Source organism: Spirulina sp. CCY15215 (assembly GCF_016888125.1).
Taxonomy (GTDB): Bacteria; Cyanobacteriota; Cyanobacteriia; order Cyanobacteriales; family Spirulinaceae; genus CCY15215.
Genome location: NZ_JACSWA010000601.1, coordinates 1 through 18,886 on the forward strand (window position 1 = coordinate 1; position 18,886 = coordinate 18,886).

An 18,886-nucleotide genomic window follows, 5' to 3' on the forward strand; every position below is an offset into this window, starting at 1 on the left:
CCTGACGCACAAAAATAGGGTCAAACCCAGACTAGAACTGAATTTGACCCCTGTTAAAATCCGAAGTCCAAAATGACACCCCCCGGTATCCGCAAAAATTGCCGATTCAGAAAATCGATCCTTAATCAGACAAAGAACACCGTCGAATCCAAAGGCGGATCCCCACCAATTCGCTCCACCTTACCCTGACAGCAACCACAAAGAAAATAGAAACGAATGCAATCCTCCTCCATCTTCAGATACTTACTTAAACGACCCCGCAACTTAGCATATTGCGCCTTCGTCAAATCGCACTCAAACACACTATACTGCACCCACTGTCCATAAGACTTAAGAATGGCGTGAATCTTCGTGCGGCGCTTATCCTCTGAAATATCATAACAAATCGTAACAAACATTGACTTTCCTCCTAGCGAATAATTAATGGTGGATACTTATCTATCTCTCCCATGAGATACTTAGCCAACAATCGAGCTTGTATCTCAAACGCCTCTCGATAAGTATGCTTGCGCTTGAGAACTGGATGCTTAAACTCGCTCTGTTTCTTTTGTTCGTACAAACGCAAGAAAATCTGCAATCCCTCCCGTGTTAAAGAAACCGCATGGCTCAAAGGCTCTGTCTCAAAATGTTCCGGTAATAACTGACGCAAATTAATTGCGCCCAAAACCATCCCATCCACAATCAACGGACGAAACTCCTCCATTAAATCCAATGCTAGTGATGGTCGCCCATAACGTTCCACGTGCAAATACCCTAAGTAAGGGTCAAAGCCAACAATATTCACCGCACTTTGAATATCGTGACGCAAAAGAGAATAACCCAAACTCAATAAAGAATTCACTGGGTCTGTTGGCGGACGGCGATTACGAGTCTTAAAACTAAAATGAGAAACACGAATTAATTGGTTAAAACAGCCAAAATAAGCCGCACTTCCCGCCCCTTCATAACCCCGCAAGGAATCGATCGCCTTAGTCTTCTCCAAAGCCGCGATCGCCTGTTGCAACTGGGCGATCGCCTCATCCACCGCCATTCCCTCAAACTTGCGCCGCGCCGTCATCAGAGCCGTGCGATAGTTCTTTAACTTCCCTCGCACAAAACCCCGCACTGCACCCACTGCTAAATCTGTTTCTCCCATAGCTGCCCATTGCGCCTTGCGGACAAAAATATTCTTGGTCATTTCCGGTTGTAACCTGCCTAAATATTTACCCGTCGTCCTCATAAAACTGAGGGGAATATTCCGCTCCAGCAACTCTATCACCACCGCCGGAGAAACTGTAGTCCGCCCTAAAGCCACTACTCCTTCCACTTTAATTAAAGGCACATCGAGAACCTTTTTTTTGTCCGCCTTGACCGTTAGCCTCTCCTCAGTTTTGCCGATAAAAGCATCCTCTTGTGTCACATAAACCGTTCCCATTTTTTAATCCTCCTGATAGGTTTTCACTTTTTTTGCCGCTTGGGGGAGACAGCGCGAATAGAGACTACACCCCCGACAGCGCTTGCTATAAAAGGGTTGGGGCATTTTGCCACTTTCGAGAAGTTCCCCGATCGCCCCAATGGTCGCGATCGCCTCCTCTCGTAAAGCCCCATCGATTTCCACCTTCTGGCGTTGGTGGGTTTGAGCGTAGTAAACATAACCCACCGTAATAGAGTGTCCTGTCATCTCCTCCAAACAGAGAGCTTGAGCGCAGACTTGTAGAGCATCATTATCCCACTCTCCTTTTCGTCCTCGCTTGTATTCCACTGGATAGAGGCGATCGCTCTCCCGTTCGATTAGATCAGATTTACCCACCAAACCATAGCGATCGGACTTGAGCCAAACCCCGCGAATTTGCTGGATTTCGCTCCGAGATTCAGCACCACTGGCATGAACGCGATCGTGTAGGTGAGTTCCTTCAATGGTGTATTGATTATCGACAAATTCCCCCGCACAAAACATCCGCCAAAAGCGATGGGGACAATAAGCATACTGGTTGAGGGCGGCAATAGGAATCAATTCTTGCATAATATTATTGTTTTTTAGTGAGAATTTACGAGTCTCCGCACCATACCCATGCCCATTGTCGTCTTGCGTCCGATACCGCAATAAAGGGCAAAATCAGCGAGAGTGTTGAGTTGTTTGATGTGTTCCGATGTACTATTACCAAAGCTGCGATAAGTTACCTTGCCCCTACAGCCGACAAATTTACTGCGGGAGTCTACGACACATTCGGTACAAATATCAAAGGAACTGGGAAATAAATCTTCAAACGTTAGGTGAGAGAAGGGCATAGAACTGCGTTTGTTCCACTGTCGCAACAGGCTTTGAAAAACGCGATCGGCTTCCGGCATGGCCGTATCCTGGGAACCTTGGCGAAATGCCGTCGGAGTGGCAAAGTAAAAGGAAAATTCTCGTTCTTGTTCCGAGGCATTTTCGTAAAGTTGCAGATAAGAGGCTGCATTCGCCCAAGGTTGAGCGGTTTGGGGAGTGCCAAGAATGCTAGTGAGATGTAAGTTGGCAGACCCTAAATGCCACGATTTCTTGAAGTCGAGTTGCAGCCAAAGGGCAGTTAAGCGAGCGAAAAGGGTATCATCTAGCAGAGAAATCCGCCACCAGCAGGGGGTTCCAGGTGCGATCGCCCGATAATGCTGACATTGCAATTGCCCGTATTTTTTACGAGGTTTATCTCCTATAATCTGAAAGGGGCTTAAAGTGAAGGCTTTGTTGCCTGTATCGCCATGCAAGCGATCGCCGAGATCGCGATCTACAGCAGTAACTAAAGTTAGAAAGAGAGCGTGGTAGTGGCGACCCGTGAGAAAGTTGGGGTAGATGGGGGTTTGGGGAACGAGGTTGAGGACGAGACTGTGAGGCATGATAGCAATTAGCGATCGCTCGCGAGAACTTGTGGACAGTGGGGGTTATAGCCCCCGAGAAAAATGGCTGGAATGCGATCGCTCAGATCGGGAGCAGCCAGTGCATGAGTACCGCAAGACCAGCATTGGTAGGCATTCAACTGTAAGGCAAGGCGATGGATTTTTGTGATATCGTTGTAACCGTTTTGATAACCTGCAACCACAACGCGAGTTTGCGGAGGAAATTTTTCTAAAAGTTTGACCAATTCTTCGATAGTCATTGTGAAAAAGGAGTAGGGAATAGGGAGTGGGAGGAAATCTAGCTTTTTACACTTCTTGACACAGAAAATAATCTTTATGTTCGACTATTTAACTAAAGCGATATTCCATGCAAGCGGGAATTTTTAATTCTTTCATTGCTTCGCAAGTGTAATATTCTCCTCGTAAATGAACGTTACGAATTAAGCTCACTGGAGGCATATTGATGACATCGTAACTCAGGACTTGATGGGTAAACATAACATCAAGAGGATTGAGAGGATAAGGAAAGGTAAAATGAATTTCTCTCGAACTTTGTTTGACTTCCCTTAATTCTTCAATTGTCACTTCTGCTTTGCTCATCCATTTTCCCAGTCGAATCCATTTAGGAATTTTCCATGGCCATTGATTGCTGCGACTACTAATAAGTTCAGATTTGAGGAGCGATCGCTCTGAGAGGATAAAACATTCAAAAATACTCTCAGGTGCGATTTCTTTCGTGCGTCCGAAACTGGGAATATTTTTCTGGGTTTTCTGCATTTCAACATGGTAGCGATTGTCTGCATATTTCCATGTCTGCAAAACCGTTGCATGAGCGATCGCCCGAGCGGGAGTTATGTAAATTCCTTGTTTGTTGAGAATAGTTAGATGTTCTGCATATTGAGGAACTTGGCGATCGCAAAAATAGCGATAAGAATTTTCTTCCGCAACCATTGTTTCATGGATTGGGCTATCTACCAATCCCAAAGCATAACAGAGGGCATAATTATGCAAAATGGGTTCAGTTTCATACAGTCTGCCTATTTCGCGAGTGGCAAAATAAAGACTGTCGTGGAGTTCGATTTGACAGCGATAAAGATGTGTCATTTTAATGACCAATAAACAATACTTTCAGCATTAGTAGGATGGGTTAGGCAAAGTTATTAGAATGCTAAGAACTGCCAATTGTTAGAATGCTAAGAACTGCCAATTGTTAGAATGCTAAGAACTGCCAATTGTTAGAATGCTAAGAACTGCCAATTGTTAGAATGCTAGGGAGCGAGACGCTCCCACTACAATATCCGACAATTTTGGTAGTGCGGGCATCTTGCCCGCTAGCTGTTACTTGGTAGAATTTCTAATTGTTAGAATTTCTAATTGTTAGAATTTCTAATTGTTAGAACTGCCAATTGTTAGAATTTCTAATTGTTAGCATTCCTCAAATTAGGTTTTAGCTTTGGTTTTTTCCTTCTTCTTAATATGTTTCCCTGCATAGGTTTTAGCTTCCGTATCTGCTTGTTGCAAAATAGAAGTAATCCCTTCTTCCGTTGCTGTTAAACCTTTCACTTCACTCAGCAGAGAAGCAAAAGATTCGCCAATAAAATCGGTATGCACGATAAATTCCTCCTGCATTAATGCTTGAATGGCTTCCGTTGCTTTCTCCATCACTAAACCTTCCTCGAGGGGATCGATAGATTGTAAAATTTCTGGAGGAATGCGATCGTAAATTGCTTGGGTCCAGCGCAAATTACTAATAATTTCACCATCAGCAAAAACCACACCAATTAATTCATTTCGGACTCGTCCCGTGCGAGTGGTTTGCGCTCCATAATGCCGAGTCCGCAAAATGTTATTAAAAACGTAAAGAAAACTGGCTTCAGTCGGGTCTTTGAGAGTGACAATACTAGGGAAGAAAACTTGCGGACGAATGTGGTCTTGTTGATTAATTCGGCTGGTCACTTCACCGGGTTTGCTTCCTTGTTCCCCTTTCGAGGCCATCGTTCCATTTTCATAAGGTGCATTGAGAGTAAATGTCTCGTGGGACTCATCAAAAGAGGTGATAGAAAAAGCAGTATCGACCACAACTTTTGACTTTTCCGAACCCGAATCGCCGATCGCAAAACCATAGATAATACAATCAGGATTATCCATCCCAAAAGCGACGTTATATTCGCATTCATCGGGTTGAACCAGATCGTATTTTCGTAACAATTCCCGACCCACTAAACGTTCTGGAGTTGATTGCTTGCGCTTAAACATAGACAAGCGACTAATGGTTGTTTTATCTTCAATTCCCGCACGAACCCGAGCCTTATTCAGTTCGCCATCGGTTTGAAAAAGAGGATAAGATTCCGTTACCCGCACCGTTAGAAAATGAATATATTTTCCCATTGGTTTGTAAGGAATTTCCGTGTGAAAGAATTTAGAATCGAGAGTTTTTAAGAAAGCCATGAATTTTCTCCTAATCAAAAAAGTTGTTTTTTAGCAATGCAAAAATTTGCCCAAAATCTGAACCGATCAAGCAATTAGAGCCTGTACGAGAATACGGAGAGCAGTTGTTCGAGAACATTCATAATTGTCAATACCTCCTTAACAAAAATTAGAGTTATCAATCTTCTGATGTTTCAGAAGGCTCATCATTTGCTTTATTTTGTTGATTTTCTTGATCTTGTTCTAAACGATAAAGAAATTCACAAGTATCGCGAATGAGATTAATTTGACGACCTGCTAAACGAGCGCGATCGCCTTTAAATGCTCCTTCAAAAACATCGGTAACAAAGTAACGCGCAAAGTCTAAAACAGCTTGTCGTTCTTGTTCTCGTTCTTTAATTTGCCAGCGACCTTCTGCGGTAGAAGAATGAACGCGATCCATTAACTTACAAACTTCTGCTGCTACAACTGCAACTAAAGTTTCGCCATAAAAAACGCTAGATTCTGCTTTAAGGATGGTTTCAGAGGCAATATCAATGGGTTTGAGAACGGCATTTGCTTTAGGATTATATCGCCGATTTGCGCGGTAAAATTTGCGATACAAATCCGTTAGTTGTTTTGGATGATTTAAGGGTGATTCTTTGGTCATTGAAAGTTCCTCCGTATGGGAATTAAATTGAACATAGGGATCGAAACAAGGATAAAAATCATAAGTGTACAATTTGATACGACTTATGCTTGGCACATCTGCATCTTTTCCTCTCGTCCACTGGTTGAGATAGTGGAAAACATAGAGAGGACTAGTTTCTAAGTTTCGTGCCAATTCTGATAGTTTTCCCCAGTTCGCATCGTAACCAGATTTGCCTCGCTTGGCATTCACATCGAGGTGAATAGAATAGGCTGCGGTGAGAACATTTAAGGGTGCTGGATACTCTTTTCCGTTGCTATCTTTCCAACCTTCCAAAATGTAATCCAAGCGAAAGCGATCGCCTCCCGTCAAGACTCGAAATGCTTGCGGTGCGCTGTCGAGAAACACGGTTTCTTCAAATTCTGCACCATCTCGGTAAGGAGGAATAGGAGACTCAGAAACGACAGTTTTAACATCCAGAATCATGGGGAAAGCAAAAGCCAACCATGCTGGCATAACCCATGATTCCGTATCCGTTGGATCGCGTCCTGGAGGCATGGCCATAAAGTAAAAGGTGAGAGGTTTATCTTCGGGATAGGAGAGTTTAAAAGTGCGATCTTGTTTTTTGTTTTTGTCATTATAGGGCAAGTTTTTCTTGTTTTGTAAATCTTCATCCATGAGAAAAGTATCGACGGTTTGATAGCGATCGCGTCCAAAATCTGCTTGCAATTCTTTGCTGACAAAATGACTACGAATGCTGGCATCAAAACGAGTTTGAGCGATATTGATGTACGCTTTTTGTAAAAAAGTGTTGGTTTCTGGGGTGAAATAATAAGTTGGGTAGAAATAAAGATAGCGATATTTTCCATCTTCAAACCGTTTCCCGACTGCTTGCGTTTGATTCATTAAAATCTGTCGCAGCATCATTTCCGTCCCTGCAATACTGGAAATATTTCGTTTGGCATTAGAACCCTGTAATTTCTGTTTATTAGTATAAACTTGGGGCGTAAATAAAACTGCTGATTCCATTTGTTCTGTCACCGTATAAGCAGAATGGGACAAAGAACAGATTAATTGACGACCGCGACCATCTTTTTTGGCTGCATTATAGTTGGCAAGTTCTTTGAGGAAAATATCTGTTTTTTGGCCAGTTTTTTCATCAGTTTTTTCAGCCAATTCTTGATTTGGTAACATGACAACTTGCTTTACCCATTGTCGCATATCTTCCCAACCATCGGCAACTTTGTAAGGAGCGATCGCTTCTGTTATTTTACCACTAACAAACTCGATTAGTTTGTCAGCAATGGGACGAATATCTTCTTGACCTGGATGTTGTTTTAAATATTGTGCGGCCAAGTAATACCATTCATAAGGAACACCCCCCGTATTGCCTTTAATTTTGAGTTCTTTATGTCGTTCGTTAATGCGTTGAATTTGCCGAAGAGGAGCAATAATATCGAGTTGCCAAAATTGTGTTACTTCAGCAACGAGATCGAGATCGGGGGGAGGAGGAAGTTTCTTATTTGTCTTGCGTAATATTTCGATTTGAGCAAGGCGATCGCCCCAAATTTTCCGCGTCACTACATCCCCAAATTCTGCCAGTTGGTCGATCCGAATATCATCTTCAAATTTAAAGTCATACTGTGCAGAAAGAACATCTTTTAGTTGGAATTTCAAGAGATTTTCACTCCGACTTTTCGCAACTGATGTTTTCGTGGGTTTGAGAATTCGTAATGTTGCATCAAGAGCCACTTCCATCAAGTCCCGATCATCAAAAAATTGACGGTAATAATCTGCGTATTTCATCCCCTTTCCATCGCGACCAAATCCTGTTTGTCGCTGTCTCAATTGACTGGAACAAAGGGTTTTAATGGTTGCAACGACGCGATCGGGTAAACCTTCAGGAGAGATGGGAATTGCATCGCGATCGCTTAAATAAATGACTCCAGTTGGCAAATACAATAAGGGTTCATAGTGCCTTTTTCCGTCCGTGTTAAGGTCTGTATGTGCCTCCATGACTGCATTATTGACCACATTGGTTAAAACACCCCGATTTTCAGCAATACTGTGATAGGTAAACTTGAGTTGACCATTGCTAAGTTCGTGCAGAACACTTCCTAAACTATTATGAAGCGCATCTTGGGGATGTTTAACAATAGATGCGAGGCGATCGGCTAAACAAGTTAATTTTGCTAAACTTTTTAAAGTGCGATCGCCTAAAGTTGGATTTAATCCATCTTCTGAGAGATTGAGATTTGTATCATTAAGAGTTTGAGCATTATAAGCAACATAAAGCAGATCGTCGAGATAGTCTCGCCATTGTTTGGGAGTATTGGGAAATAAGAAACGATCAAGTTCTAATTCAGGGACAATAATCTCAAAAATTTCTCGATGTTCCTCTGGTGAAAGACTGCGGATATCGGTGTTAAAATCTCGACAAGCTACCTTATATTTTTCAGGCATTTTAGAAAATAAATCGTAATTAAATTTCTCAAAATCATGGAGAATAAATCCTGCGATCGCAATTCTTCGCTCAAACTCTTTCACCACTCGTCGAATGGTTGTATCGAGTTTTTCTAAACGTTTCTCGATTAAATTGGCTGGAAATAAGCCATTGAGGAGATGAGTATTTAAGGACTGATCCCCAGCATTATCGCGACGTACTTTTCCTTTTCCTTCTGCTGCACGACGGCGATCTATTTCATCAAAGAATTTACCTCCTTTTGCGGTCACTCCGATCGCAACTCTTAATAAGTTTGGGAGGACATATTGAGCAAAATCTGCCATCACGGGATCGTCAGAGTTGTTCTTTTTGATTGCTTCTCGTAATAGTTTTAAGGTTAGGAGTTCTTGAGCAGTTTCAATCGTGCGATCGCCATCTTCTCCATCCAATCCTAAATCTTCATCCGTCAGTGCATCAAGGTCAATATCTTCAAATTCTAATTCCATTTCTTTCTCTAACTGTGTAGATTCAAAAATATTTAATTGTTTGGCATTACTTTGAGTTTTTTTCTGACGAGTCATAACATTCTCCTAAATTGATTGTGTAATTGATTTTGTCCGGTCTGTTACTTTTACTCAATTCCTTCTAATAATTTGGCAATTTGTTCAGGATCGGGAAGTTGATTTTTGAGTTCTTGCGGTACATTAGAGACAACTTTATAGGTTGAAACACCAATGGGACGATTAGAATCTCTGAGGGTATACTCAACAATGGTTTTATTCTTCGATTTGCAAAGAATAATGCCAATAGAAGGATTTTCATCGGGCAATTTAACACGGTCATCTAAAGCCGCTAAATAGAACTGCATTTTACCGATATATTCCGGTAAAAACTTGCCAATTTTTAACTCTACTGCAATCAAACATTTGAGATAGCGATGATAGAGAAGAAGATCGATAAAGTATTCTTCCTCATCAATTTCTAAACGATATTGACTGCCAAGAAAAGAAAACATTCCTCCCATTTCTTGCAAGAAAGGCTCAACTTTAGCAAGAATAGCTTGTTCGAGTTGTCGTTCGCTATGTTCGTCCCCTAACTCTAAGAAATCAAAGGTATATTCATCTTTTACAGCTAGTTGAGCTTGATTTTGAATAGCTTCGGAAACGGTGCGATCGAAGTTCGTTTGATTGAGTAAAGTTTTTTCATAAGTTTGATTTTCAATTTGATGAATTAGAACATTTTTTGTCCAGCCAAATTTGCGGGTCATGCGAATATAAAATTCTCGTTTGAGGTTATCTTTACACTTTTCTAAAATGACGATGTTGTGAGTCCAACCAATTTCTGCAACCATTGATTGCAGTTTTTCATTTTGATAGTATGCAAGATAAAAGTTTCGCATATTCCAGAGATTGCGAACCGAAAACCCGCTAATTCCAGAAAATTCGATTTGTAAGTCTTTAGCCAATTTTTCAACAATAGATTTACCTCCATTGGCTTCCTCTTGGCGATCGACGATTAATTGGCCAATATCCCAGTAAAGTATCATCAATTGTTGATTGACGGCTTTCAATGCTTCATACTGAGATGAGCGAATTCGCTGTTTGACTTCCATTAGTAAATCTCCATAATTCTCAGGAATTGGTTTGGTCATTTTTCTGGATTAACCTTTGATTGTGAGAGAATCTATATATTCCGTGATTTGGCAATGCACTTTAACAAATCCATACCTCACCTCCTTTGCTTTTCAAGCGATATGCTAAGGTATCCAACAGTAATGCAGCTTGACCGATCGCAATGGAATAAGGTGGATCGGCATCGTGTACGCTAGTTTCATCACTAATAGGATAAAGGGAAAAGTGCATGGGTAATTGCAAGCGATAGCGCACTTCTCTGCAACGTTGGGAGAGGACATAACAAACCAACCCTTGTTTTCGCAACTTTTGGTTAATTTCCTTCACCCAGAAATTCTCGGGTTGCCAAATTTCTATTCCTGTTAATACTTGCACTTTCCAAGTATCTGCAATGGGTTGTAAATTACCCGAATAAGTAAACTTCCAATTTAATCGCTCCTCACGGTATCTTTTTAAAGTCATAAATGCCAAACAGTGGCGAAAACGTCCTTTGGGAATGGGTCGATCAAGTCGTTTGGAGGTATCAGCAAGCGATCGCATAAATCCTGCTTCTGTCTGCATTTTAATCTCCAAATTACTGAGAATTCCAGGTAAATCGTAAGTTTTGAAGCGATCGCCTTCATATTCCTCGGTAATGTCGTATAGTCCGCACTGCAACGGACTCGATCCCCGAAAACTCGACGCATCATCAAAAATAGGATTCCCCTTTTTACCCGATAATTTTTCCCATTCTCTACCCCATTTTATTACACAGCCTACAGCCCGTTTTATACTACTTTCAAAGACTTTCTCACAATCTTTTTGAAACTTCTCTTGACTGCCAGCATATTGACTTTTTAACCTAGGTTTTCTCAGATCGTTCCATAATTTAGTTGACTGTACAATTCCCCAGCGTTTGTAATAGCCAGAAAAGTCATTAATTTTACGATAATTATCTGCGATCACCTGATTGAAATAGATGCGATCGTAATGCTTTTCCGTTTCTAAAGTCTGTTTATTTAGATTTTTTGTAGGTTCTTGTTCAGAAAATTCTTGTGGAAACAATCGTTCGACTAAAAACTTAGGCACTAACCCATAGGCAACAAAGTTTTCAAAACGAACCATTTCGCCATCTTTTTCATAACCATCGTGACGACCTAAACGCCCCAAACGCTGAATAAAGTTTCCCGTATCTGAGGATTCAAAAATCAAGAAATTAATCTTAAAATCCACACCCACATCAATCGTACTTGTCCCCAAAACTAAGTCACTATTTAGCGATCGCGCTTTTTCTTGACTTCCCGACAATCCCGTATTTTCTCCCACGGTTAACCCATGCGGTTCCAAGAGTTCTCGGAAAATGGGTAGGAGGCGTTTAATGGCAGCAATTGAATTGAGAATTACCGCTCCCTTTGTATTAGGATGAACTTTAAACTGTTGTAAAACTAAGGTTTTATTTTCCTTAAGCCAGTTTTCCGAAGCAGCAAAAGCAGACTCTAAAGGAATGAAAGAAAGTTCAATTTCTCTCGCAACCTGTCGCCATCCTTGCGATCTTAATTCTTCAGCGCGATCGCTCGTTTCAGGAAATTCATATTTTCCTTCTGCAACTGGATCAATACAGTGATAGTTAAAACCAGCTTTATTCAACTTGTCTAATAATTGAGTATCCGGAGTTGCAGACAGAAATAAAAATTTCTTCTGGCGATTGGTGCGTCGAATTAACATCATTGTATTGAGAACACTGGCAATCTGCGGTGCAGAAAAAACATGAAACTCATCAAAAATAAATAAATCAAAATCTTTATCGAGACTATTCCAAAGTTTATCGGGATTGTCCAATTTAGGAATTAAATATGCACCCCGATGCAAATAATGAAACATATCTGGGTTAGTAATTATAATTTCCGATTGGCTTATGCGTGTTGCGATCGCATTAGCTTTTTTTAAATTCTCTTGCTCTGCATAAAGTTCTAATTCTGCACTACTCAAACGATTAACTCTTGGCTTACCTTTAGGTTGAAATATCTTAATATAAGCTGTAATTTGCCCTTCCTGATCTCGCGCAAGTTCATTCGTTGGATACAATCCAATTGCATAAAAATCAGTCAGTAGTGTTTCGAGATAAGCAGCTAAACTCTTCCCATCTCCTGTCATTGCGGTGTTAAAAATAACCTCAATATTGGGATCTCGGATTGCCTCTAATGTTTCCTTCTGATGCCAAGCTAATGTCCATCCATCCGGTAATTTGACATCTTCTGGAATATCTGAAGCTGGACAAGAATAAATAGGTTTTAGTGTGATTGTGTACATTACCTTAAATAAACTCTTAATGGTCGAGATGAAACTTTTACGATCGCCTCTCTTGCGTGTCCAGTTTAGGAAGCAGGCGATCGGGAAGACTTTCTTTCATTATCAATAACCTCATAGTATTGAGAGTGCATTGCCAACCAGACCAGCCATGTCTTATCCTAGAGAGTAGAAAAATAATGCCTTCGAGGAATTGAAACGAGGAATTGAAATAGTGCTGCAATCCAAATGCTGATTACACTTTTTTGCTAATCCCTATGAGGGTTTGAGAGCCAGAGCTAGTCTCTGGCTTTTTGTTTGAGCTTCACGTGATCGCTTCCTCCAATAAATCTAGATCAGCCACGATCGCAATCCTCCTTTGCAAATTGAGATAAAATGCCAATCTACAGATATAGATATGCTGTGATCGGCGAAAAACCTTTACAATAATTACTATGGCACACCTCAGAAAAAAATGCAAGGGTTAATTGATGAAAAGGAAAAAAGAAACACTGACACTCTCCATTCCTCCCGGTACGAAAACCCAACTCGAAGAAGTTGCCCGTCGCGAGAAAATATTTTGGGGCGAAAATCCCAGCATTTCGGGATTATTGGTGGCGATCGCCCGAGGAGAAGTTGCAACGGGTAAGCCCTTCGCTTTCAGTCCCGCGCAAATTCACGCCCTCGATCGCGCTGTTAAAGTCCTAACCGATGCGGGTCAAATGAATGAAGCGAAAACCGCGATCGAATTACTCCTCGATCGCGGGCAATTGGAAGCACCAATGCGCCAAAATCTGCTGCAAACAATAACACACGAAACTGAGGCATGGCGCAGGGTGGTGGATATGCACATTGAGCGCGAGGAACCCTTTCATCTGATTTACTGTAATAGTCAAGAAGAACAAGAAGAATTTAACGTGCATTTTGGTAGCATCCAATTTTTTGAAAAGCGCTTTTATCTGGAAGCATGGTGCGAAGAAATTAATGAAAATGAACCTATTCTTGAACTCCAGCACAATCGCTGTTTTCGTCTGGATCGTATTTTGAACATCCTTCGTGCCAATGGAAGTTGGCGTGCAGAAGGGTTAGGCACGGTTAAAGTTCACTTACACTTTTTTGGAAGCATGGTTAGTGCTTACGAAGCCAAGGAGAAAGATATGGAGGAAGATATCATTAATGAATTAGACGAGAACAACAAAATTCGCAAAGTAGTCAGAAAAACCACCAATCCTTTTTGGTTGGTGCGGGAGGTAATGCGCTATGGTAAAAATTGTGAAATTGTTGCTCCCGATGAAATTCGCGATCGCTTGAAGACTAACCTGAGAAAAATGTGCGATCAATATGGTTTAACCATTGCTAATTCTTAATCAACGAATTGCGCGATCGAAAGTAGCGAAATCTTCGCGCACTTCTCGAACTTCATTTAAAGCGATTCCTTGATATTCTACCCAAGCATGAGCCTCAAATTCACCGCGATCGCATCTTACTCCAATTCTTAATTCACTCTCAATTCTCTGTAAATAGAGTAATTGCCATAAAATCAAAGATTGCTTTAAACAATTGGCAAAGGGTTGGCAATAGCGAGCGGCAATTTTCACCATTGCAGCAGTTTGAGTAACCTGTTTTTCACGTTCTGAATCAGAAACAGTGTAACGAGTCTGAGGTAATTTAATTAAAATCTTTTGGGTGCTTTTTAAGCCCAGTCGAGGTAAGGCGATCGCCACAAAAATTAACCCTAAAAAACCTCCCACAAAAAGCCAACGCTCTCGGGAAGATAATTGTTTTAATGTCGTCAATTTACGACCCAGTGACTTTAACCAGCCCATGTTCAGCTAATTTTTCAATTAACGCTAATAAATCTTGTTTTAACTCTATCCCATCCACCTCATATTCTACTAATAAAAGTTGATAAGCAGCTTGAATAGATGGAGCATCATTTAAAACAGAGATCATCCTCGTACCCATTTCATTCAAGCCAAAATACTTTTCACTATCAAGATTGAGCAAAACAGATTCTCCCCCCAAATCTTGGAGGAGAACATCTTCAGAGAGAGAAACTTTTTGAGTTAGACTTAAATCGGACATTTAGGAGAAAAAAAGAGGAAAAGGGGAAGAGCTTTCAGACCTCGGCAATTGAATTCGTCAAGGTAATACTGACGAATATAGGGAGGAAAGAATTAACTCGTTCCCTTGATTTCAGGATGTACCCCTCTCGATCGCAATGCCAACTGAAAAATCAACTTACAACCAATTGACCCTCAGTGGTTAAACCAATAACGCCATCTAATTTAGCATTATCTAACTGCGTACCAATTAAATTCGCACCAATTAAATAAGCCCCCACTAACAACGCGCTGGTCAAATTGGTATTGAGCAAATTAGCATTAGAAAGATTAGCATCCGTTAGATTCGCTCCGATTAAATTGGCATCGCTGAGATCTGCACGCACTAACTTGGCTTCACTAAGATCGGCACTCAAGAGTTTAGCCGAGATAAGATTCGCCGTACTTAAGTTCGCTCCGCCCAGATCGGCACTGCTCAAATTAGCACTATTAAATTTTGCCCCAATCAGATTTGCGCCAACCAGTTTAGCTGCGCTTAAATTTGCCTCGCTCAAAGTAGCATTAACTAAAGTGGCAAAAGTCAAATCAGAAGCACTTAAAACCGTCCCGTTGAGATTAGCATCAAATAAGTTAATGCCTTTGGCATCCGCGCCCCTAATATTAGCTCGGGTGAGATCGGCATTAACGAAATTGGCATAACTCAGATCGGCACCACTGAGGTTAGCCCCGCTAAGATTCGCCCCGCTAAGATTCGCACAGTACAAATTAGCACCACTGAGGTCAGCGCCACTGAGGTCAAAATTGCTCAAATTGGCGTGAATCAAGTCTCCGCCTTGGCATTTCTTCGTTTCGAGTAATCTTTCGATATCTCCAGTATTGTCAGCCATATTTCTTTGTTGAATGGGTGGGGGTGCAAGTCAACCAAAATGATAGCAGGAATAGGTTTTCAATACATCAATCCCCATGAAACCAAGCCGTCAGCGCTACGGCGATCGCATCTGCTGCATCGTCGGGTTGGGGTAAAGACTCCAAGTTTAACTCTCGCGCTACAGCTTCCTTGATCTCCTGTTTGTCGGCATTGCCATATCCAGTTAAAGACTGTTTTACCTGACCTGGAGTAAATTCCACATAAGGTAACTCAGCTTGAGCCAATACTAACATCACTACCCCCCTCGCTTGCGCTACAGCAATGGTATTGCCCATACGATAAAAGAATAATTTTTCAATGGACACCAAATCCGGTTGAACTTCCCGGATCAACTCCTGTAGGTCATCGTAGATCGTACAGAGTCGTTCTCCAAAGGGTGTTTTTGCTTGCGTTTCGATAATGCCACAATCGAGTAACTCGATTGTGGCCTCCTTCATCCCCACAGGACAAGCGATCGCCCCAAACCCCAAACTTGCCAAACCTGGATCGATCCCTAAAATTCGTATTGGTTTTGCGTCCAAAGTTTGCCCCTTTCTTTCTTTTTCTTCTACCATTATCTTTTATTCTTGGATTCCTAGCGATCGCTCGTCGGAGTTGCTAAAATCCGCCCTCGACTTTACTTAATAAATAACCGATTACAAAAACCAAATATCGTTATGGTTGGTCTAATAGAACAAGCCCTACGCTCCCTAAAAATGGAAAAACCGAGTTTTGCGACGGTCAGTCGAAGGACTCCCAAGCGCATGAATCACTGGTTTAAATGGCTGGCTCCCGGTTTGCTGATCAAACGTTGGTTGTTGATCAGTACAACAGGAATTCTCTGTGCTGTTTTGGGTTTGGCCATTTGGGTAGGACTGACCCCCATTTACCGTTTAATGGGGTTTGCTTCGGATATTTTAGAGAGGATCGCCCGCATTCTTCCCAGTTATATTTCTGGCCCCCTGGCGATCGCCTTGGGGCTTTTCCTTGTTTTTTGGGGACAAAGCCGCAGTTTTGGCTCTATTGCTGGAGTCCTCAAACCGGAAAGCGATGAAGAGTTGATCGATGTCCTCACTGCCCATCGCCGCTTGAATCGGGGACCGAAAATCGTTGCCATTGGCGGTGGAACTGGTCTTTCTACCCTATTGAGAGGATTAAAGGAGTATAGTGCTAATATTACCGCTATTGTCACCGTTGCGGACGATGGCGGCTCCTCGGGACGATTGCGCCGAGAAATTGGCGTGCTTCCTCCTGGGGATATTCGCAACTGTGTCGCAGCCCTCGCAGCCGAAGAAAAATTACTGACGGAGTTGTTTCAATATCGTTTTAATGCGGGGGATGGTTTATCTGGGCATAGTTTTGGGAACTTATTTCTCACAGCTATGAGCGAAATTACCGGAGACTTGGAGACGGCGATCGCCGCCAGTTCCAAGGTTTTAGCCGTTAAGGGGAGTGTACTGCCCGCGACCCTCGCCGATGTGCGCCTATGGGCAGAATTAGAGGATGGACGGCGCATTGAGGGGGAATCTAACATTCCCAAAGCGGAAGGGAAAATCGTGAGGTTGGGTTGTCTCCCTGCCAACCCTCCTGCCCTCCCTGCGGTCATTAAAGCCATTAAAGAGGCGGATTTTATTATTATGGGGCCGGGGAGTCTTTACACCAGTGTTATCCCTAATTTGCTCGTTCCTGACATCCGCGACGCGATCGCCAAAAAGAAGGTCCCTCGCATTTATGTTTGCAATATTATGACTCAACCTGGGGAAACTAATGGCTATACCGTATCGGATCACATTCGGGCGATCGATCGTGTTGGCGATCGCCGCTTATTTGATGCGGTTATCGTGCAAGGGAGTTATCCTTCAGCCCAATCTCTGATCCGTTATGCTCAAGATAATTCCCATCCAGTTTTCCTCGATCGCGAAGCGGTGACTCAATTAGGACGACGGATTGTTCTTGCTAATATTATGGACGAAGATCGCGAAACGGGATACGTGCGCCACGATCATCAACGTCTTGCTAAAGTTTTATTACGCTGGTACGAAAAGACTCATGGGTTTAAGTTTCAACAATCATGATTGAAAAGGCACAATTAGAGAATGCAGAGGAAACTTTAGAATTAGGGCGAGAGTTGGGGCGATCGCTACCCGTCAATACAACAATTCTCCTATTTGGAGATTTGGGAGCAGGTAAAACAACCTTGGTGCAAGGGTTAGGCGAAGGTTTGGGGATTTGCGATCCCATTGTCAGCCCGACTTTTACGTTAATTAATGAATATTTAGAGGGACGTTTACCCCTTTATCATCTAGATTTGTATCGTTTAGAACCTTTGGATGTGCGGGGCATTACCCCAGAAATTTATTGGGAAGGAATCGAAGTCACTCCTGGGATAGTGGCGATTGAATGGCCGCAACGCTTACCCTATAAACCCCCCACCTATTTAGAAATTTATCTCGAATTTGTGGGCGATCGCGCCAGACAAGTTCGGACCAATATTATTTGATATGATATTCCCGATATTTTGCGACGGTGGGAGGAGAGTGATCTGCTGAAGGATACCGATCGCAAGGATAAGGCGTTTTTTGTACCCAAGGAGGAGATTGTGGGGAATGGTTACGATCTCTCGATTAATCGCTATAAGGAGATTGAATATGAGGAGGTGGAATATGAGCCGCCGAGGGTGATTTTGGGGCGGTTGAAGGCGATCGAGGATGAAATTAGAGCAGATTTGGATGAGTTGGAGGGGATGCTGTTTGATTGACTTAATTTCTATAACATTAAAGATTATTGGTTGATGGGATAGGGTTCAAAAAATTATTGATAAATAAACATTTTGTTTGGCAAGAAGTTAAAAAGATTACTGTAAATTATCCAGTGATGGAGTGCGATCGCTGTGCTATTGCGGTTTGTAATTGGTTGAAAACACAGAAGATTCCTTATAAGATCGTTAGGTTGAAGACGAAGCGAAGAAGTGATTATTTTATTGTCAGTCAACGGTATGGAATGAATGATACAATTACAGAAAATGGAACGCATTATGGGGTAGCGGTGTTTGATTTGATTTTTGATAATTTATCAGGGGAGGGTTTAACCCGAGATGATTGGCTGGCGGATTTTAGTTGTCGCAGCGGCCAGTTTATTATAGATGAGTTGGATTCTTTGGGAGATTGAATCATGTCTAATTTATATACAGTGCTTCAGCAAATACAGGAAGCGCCGGGGATGTTTTTAGGTCGTCCTTCAGTGAGCGATCTGTTTATGTTTTTGAATGGTTATGAGTTTGCAAGGTCGCAAATGGGGGTAGAATTAGATGAGGATGAGTTACTATTTTTTGATGGGTTTCAGCCTTGGTTGCAGGAGCATTTTGGGGTACAAAGCGCAGCCAGTTGGGCAAAGTTGATTATGTTATCTTGTGCGGATGAGCGATCGGGATTCCATCGCTTTTTTGGCTTGTTGGATGAGTTTCTGGGGCGATCTGAACAACAAGAAGGGGGTTTGAATGTAGTTGAGGAGGTTTTGAGATGAAATACAAATTACTCAAGGTGATTTTGGGGCAGTTGAAGGCGATCGAGGATGAGATTAGAGCAGATTTGGATGAGTTGGAGGGGATGTTATCTTAGTTTGGGATCGTGATATGGATTTATTTGGGCGATCGCCATACAATTAAGTCAAATT

At 42.0% G+C, this 18,886-nt stretch carries 19 protein-coding genes and 1 pseudogene; 6 read left to right on the plus strand and 14 right to left on the minus strand.

Annotated elements, in window-relative coordinates:
* Positions 1-125: 125 nt before the first annotated feature.
* The 10 genes from cas2 to cas3 form a co-directional block, all read right to left on the minus strand.
* A complete protein-coding gene (gene cas2 / locus JUI58_RS23355; protein WP_204106255.1) occupies positions 126-398 on the minus strand; it encodes a CRISPR-associated endonuclease Cas2 in 273 nt (90 codons plus the stop codon).
* An 11-nt stretch (positions 399-409) separates the two neighbouring features.
* The gene (gene cas1d, locus JUI58_RS23360; RefSeq protein ID WP_204106256.1) at positions 410-1,414 is read right to left on the minus strand and encodes a type I-D CRISPR-associated endonuclease Cas1d; all 1,005 of its coding nucleotides are present in this window, start codon (positions 1,412-1,414) and stop codon (positions 410-412) included.
* A 3-nt stretch (positions 1,415-1,417) separates the two neighbouring features.
* Positions 1,418-2,002 (minus strand): CRISPR-associated protein Cas4, encoded by a 585-nt coding sequence (gene cas4 / locus JUI58_RS23365; protein WP_204106257.1) that lies wholly within the window; start codon positions 2,000-2,002, stop codon positions 1,418-1,420.
* Positions 2,003-2,016: 14 nt separating this feature from the next.
* On the minus strand, positions 2,017-2,850 hold the full coding sequence (gene cas6, locus JUI58_RS23370) for a CRISPR-associated endoribonuclease Cas6 (protein WP_204106258.1): 834 nt from the start codon (positions 2,848-2,850) through the stop codon (positions 2,017-2,019).
* Between the two features lie 8 nt (positions 2,851-2,858).
* Positions 2,859-3,110, minus strand: a complete 252-nt coding sequence (locus JUI58_RS23375) for a hypothetical protein (protein ID WP_204106259.1) — start codon at positions 3,108-3,110, stop codon at positions 2,859-2,861.
* A gap of 88 nt (positions 3,111-3,198) precedes the next feature.
* A complete protein-coding gene (cas5d, locus tag JUI58_RS23380; RefSeq protein ID WP_204106260.1) occupies positions 3,199-3,954 on the minus strand; it encodes a type I-D CRISPR-associated protein Cas5/Csc1 in 756 nt (251 codons plus the stop codon).
* Between the two features lie 336 nt (positions 3,955-4,290).
* Positions 4,291-5,298: a type I-D CRISPR-associated protein Cas7/Csc2 gene (cas7d, locus tag JUI58_RS23385; RefSeq protein ID WP_204106261.1), complete on the minus strand. Its 1,008-nt coding sequence runs from the start codon at positions 5,296-5,298 to the stop codon at positions 4,291-4,293.
* Positions 5,299-5,455: 157 nt separating this feature from the next.
* On the minus strand, positions 5,456-8,929 hold the full coding sequence (gene cas10d, locus JUI58_RS23390) for a type I-D CRISPR-associated protein Cas10d/Csc3 (protein ID WP_204106262.1): 3,474 nt from the start codon (positions 8,927-8,929) through the stop codon (positions 5,456-5,458).
* 50 nt (positions 8,930-8,979) lie between these two features.
* Positions 8,980-9,999 carry a PDDEXK nuclease domain-containing protein gene (locus JUI58_RS23395; RefSeq protein WP_204106263.1) on the minus strand — a complete coding sequence of 340 codons (1,020 nt, stop codon included), beginning with the start codon at positions 9,997-9,999 and terminating at the stop codon, positions 8,980-8,982.
* 61 nt (positions 10,000-10,060) lie between these two features.
* A complete protein-coding gene (gene cas3 / locus JUI58_RS23400; protein ID WP_204106264.1) occupies positions 10,061-12,268 on the minus strand; it encodes a type I-D CRISPR-associated helicase Cas3' in 2,208 nt (735 codons plus the stop codon).
* A gap of 467 nt (positions 12,269-12,735) precedes the next feature.
* Between cas3 and JUI58_RS23405 the strand changes: the two genes are divergently transcribed.
* Complete coding sequence (locus JUI58_RS23405; protein WP_204106265.1) at positions 12,736-13,611, plus strand: WYL domain-containing protein; 876 nt, start codon at positions 12,736-12,738, stop codon at positions 13,609-13,611.
* Here JUI58_RS23405 and JUI58_RS23410 read toward each other — a convergent pair whose 3' ends face one another.
* The 4 genes from JUI58_RS23410 to ruvC all read right to left on the minus strand — a co-directional run bounded on the left by JUI58_RS23410 (position 13,612) and on the right by ruvC (position 15,789).
* Complete coding sequence (locus JUI58_RS23410; RefSeq protein WP_204106266.1) at positions 13,612-14,040, minus strand: lasso peptide biosynthesis B2 protein; 429 nt, start codon at positions 14,038-14,040, stop codon at positions 13,612-13,614.
* 1 nt (position 14,041) lies between these two features.
* Entirely contained in the window at positions 14,042-14,329 is a 288-nt protein-coding gene (locus JUI58_RS23415) for a PqqD family protein (protein WP_204106267.1), read from the minus strand.
* Between the two features lie 151 nt (positions 14,330-14,480).
* Complete coding sequence (locus JUI58_RS23420; protein WP_204106268.1) at positions 14,481-15,194, minus strand: pentapeptide repeat-containing protein; 714 nt, start codon at positions 15,192-15,194, stop codon at positions 14,481-14,483.
* A 67-nt stretch (positions 15,195-15,261) separates the two neighbouring features.
* Complete coding sequence (gene ruvC, locus JUI58_RS23425) at positions 15,262-15,789, minus strand: crossover junction endodeoxyribonuclease RuvC (protein WP_239121673.1); 528 nt, start codon at positions 15,787-15,789, stop codon at positions 15,262-15,264.
* Positions 15,790-15,891: 102 nt separating this feature from the next.
* On the opposite strand from ruvC, the gene JUI58_RS23430 reads away from it, so the two are divergent.
* The 5 genes and pseudogenes from JUI58_RS23430 to JUI58_RS23450 all read left to right on the plus strand — a co-directional run bounded on the left by JUI58_RS23430 (position 15,892) and on the right by JUI58_RS23450 (position 18,736).
* The gene (locus JUI58_RS23430) at positions 15,892-17,289 is read left to right on the plus strand and encodes a gluconeogenesis factor YvcK family protein (RefSeq protein WP_204106269.1); all 1,398 of its coding nucleotides are present in this window, start codon (positions 15,892-15,894) and stop codon (positions 17,287-17,289) included.
* Complete coding sequence (gene tsaE / locus JUI58_RS23435) at positions 17,286-17,714, plus strand: tRNA (adenosine(37)-N6)-threonylcarbamoyltransferase complex ATPase subunit type 1 TsaE (RefSeq protein WP_204106270.1); 429 nt, start codon at positions 17,286-17,288, stop codon at positions 17,712-17,714. Before JUI58_RS23430 ends, tsaE begins: the two co-directional genes overlap by 4 nt.
* 72 nt (positions 17,715-17,786) lie before the next feature.
* Positions 17,787-17,972, plus strand: a pseudogene (locus JUI58_RS23440) (DNA methyltransferase); the annotation flags it as partial.
* A 56-nt stretch (positions 17,973-18,028) separates the two neighbouring features.
* Positions 18,029-18,382 carry a papain fold toxin domain-containing protein gene (locus tag JUI58_RS23445; RefSeq protein WP_204106272.1) on the plus strand — a complete coding sequence of 118 codons (354 nt, stop codon included), beginning with the start codon at positions 18,029-18,031 and terminating at the stop codon, positions 18,380-18,382.
* 3 nt (positions 18,383-18,385) lie between these two features.
* Positions 18,386-18,736, plus strand: a complete 351-nt coding sequence (locus JUI58_RS23450) for a hypothetical protein (protein ID WP_204106273.1) — start codon at positions 18,386-18,388, stop codon at positions 18,734-18,736.
* Positions 18,737-18,886 lie beyond the last annotated feature (150 nt).

Bases quoted from the DNA above. Each gene is read 5' to 3' on its own strand.
- cas1d (WP_204106256.1), bottom strand. From the start codon at position 1,414: ATGGGAACGGTTTATGTGACACAAGAGGATGCTTTTATCGGCAAAACT.
- JUI58_RS23395 (WP_204106263.1), bottom strand. From the start codon at position 9,999: ATGACCAAACCAATTCCTGAGAATTATGGAGATTTACTAATGGAAGTC.
- cas7d (WP_204106261.1), bottom strand. From the start codon at position 5,298: ATGGCTTTCTTAAAAACTCTCGATTCTAAATTCTTTCACACGGAAATT.
- cas4 (WP_204106257.1), bottom strand. From the start codon at position 2,002: ATGCAAGAATTGATTCCTATTGCCGCCCTCAACCAGTATGCTTATTGT.
- ruvC (WP_239121673.1), bottom strand. From the start codon at position 15,789: ATGGTAGAAGAAAAAGAAAGAAAGGGGCAAACTTTGGACGCAAAACCA.
- JUI58_RS23405 (WP_204106265.1), top strand. From the start codon at position 12,736: ATGAAAAGGAAAAAAGAAACACTGACACTCTCCATTCCTCCCGGTACG.
- cas3 (WP_204106264.1), bottom strand. From the start codon at position 12,268: ATGTACACAATCACACTAAAACCTATTTATTCTTGTCCAGCTTCAGAT.
- cas5d (WP_204106260.1), bottom strand. From the start codon at position 3,954: ATGACACATCTTTATCGCTGTCAAATCGAACTCCACGACAGTCTTTAT.
- cas10d (WP_204106262.1), bottom strand. From the start codon at position 8,929: ATGACTCGTCAGAAAAAAACTCAAAGTAATGCCAAACAATTAAATATT.
- JUI58_RS23415 (WP_204106267.1), bottom strand. From the start codon at position 14,329: ATGTCCGATTTAAGTCTAACTCAAAAAGTTTCTCTCTCTGAAGATGTT.
- tsaE (WP_204106270.1), top strand. From the start codon at position 17,286: ATGATTGAAAAGGCACAATTAGAGAATGCAGAGGAAACTTTAGAATTA.
- JUI58_RS23430 (WP_204106269.1), top strand. From the start codon at position 15,892: ATGGTTGGTCTAATAGAACAAGCCCTACGCTCCCTAAAAATGGAAAAA.
- JUI58_RS23420 (WP_204106268.1), bottom strand. From the start codon at position 15,194: ATGGCTGACAATACTGGAGATATCGAAAGATTACTCGAAACGAAGAAA.
- cas2 (WP_204106255.1), bottom strand. From the start codon at position 398: ATGTTTGTTACGATTTGTTATGATATTTCAGAGGATAAGCGCCGCACG.
- JUI58_RS23375 (WP_204106259.1), bottom strand. From the start codon at position 3,110: ATGACTATCGAAGAATTGGTCAAACTTTTAGAAAAATTTCCTCCGCAA.
- cas6 (WP_204106258.1), bottom strand. From the start codon at position 2,850: ATGCCTCACAGTCTCGTCCTCAACCTCGTTCCCCAAACCCCCATCTAC.
- JUI58_RS23450 (WP_204106273.1), top strand. From the start codon at position 18,386: ATGTCTAATTTATATACAGTGCTTCAGCAAATACAGGAAGCGCCGGGG.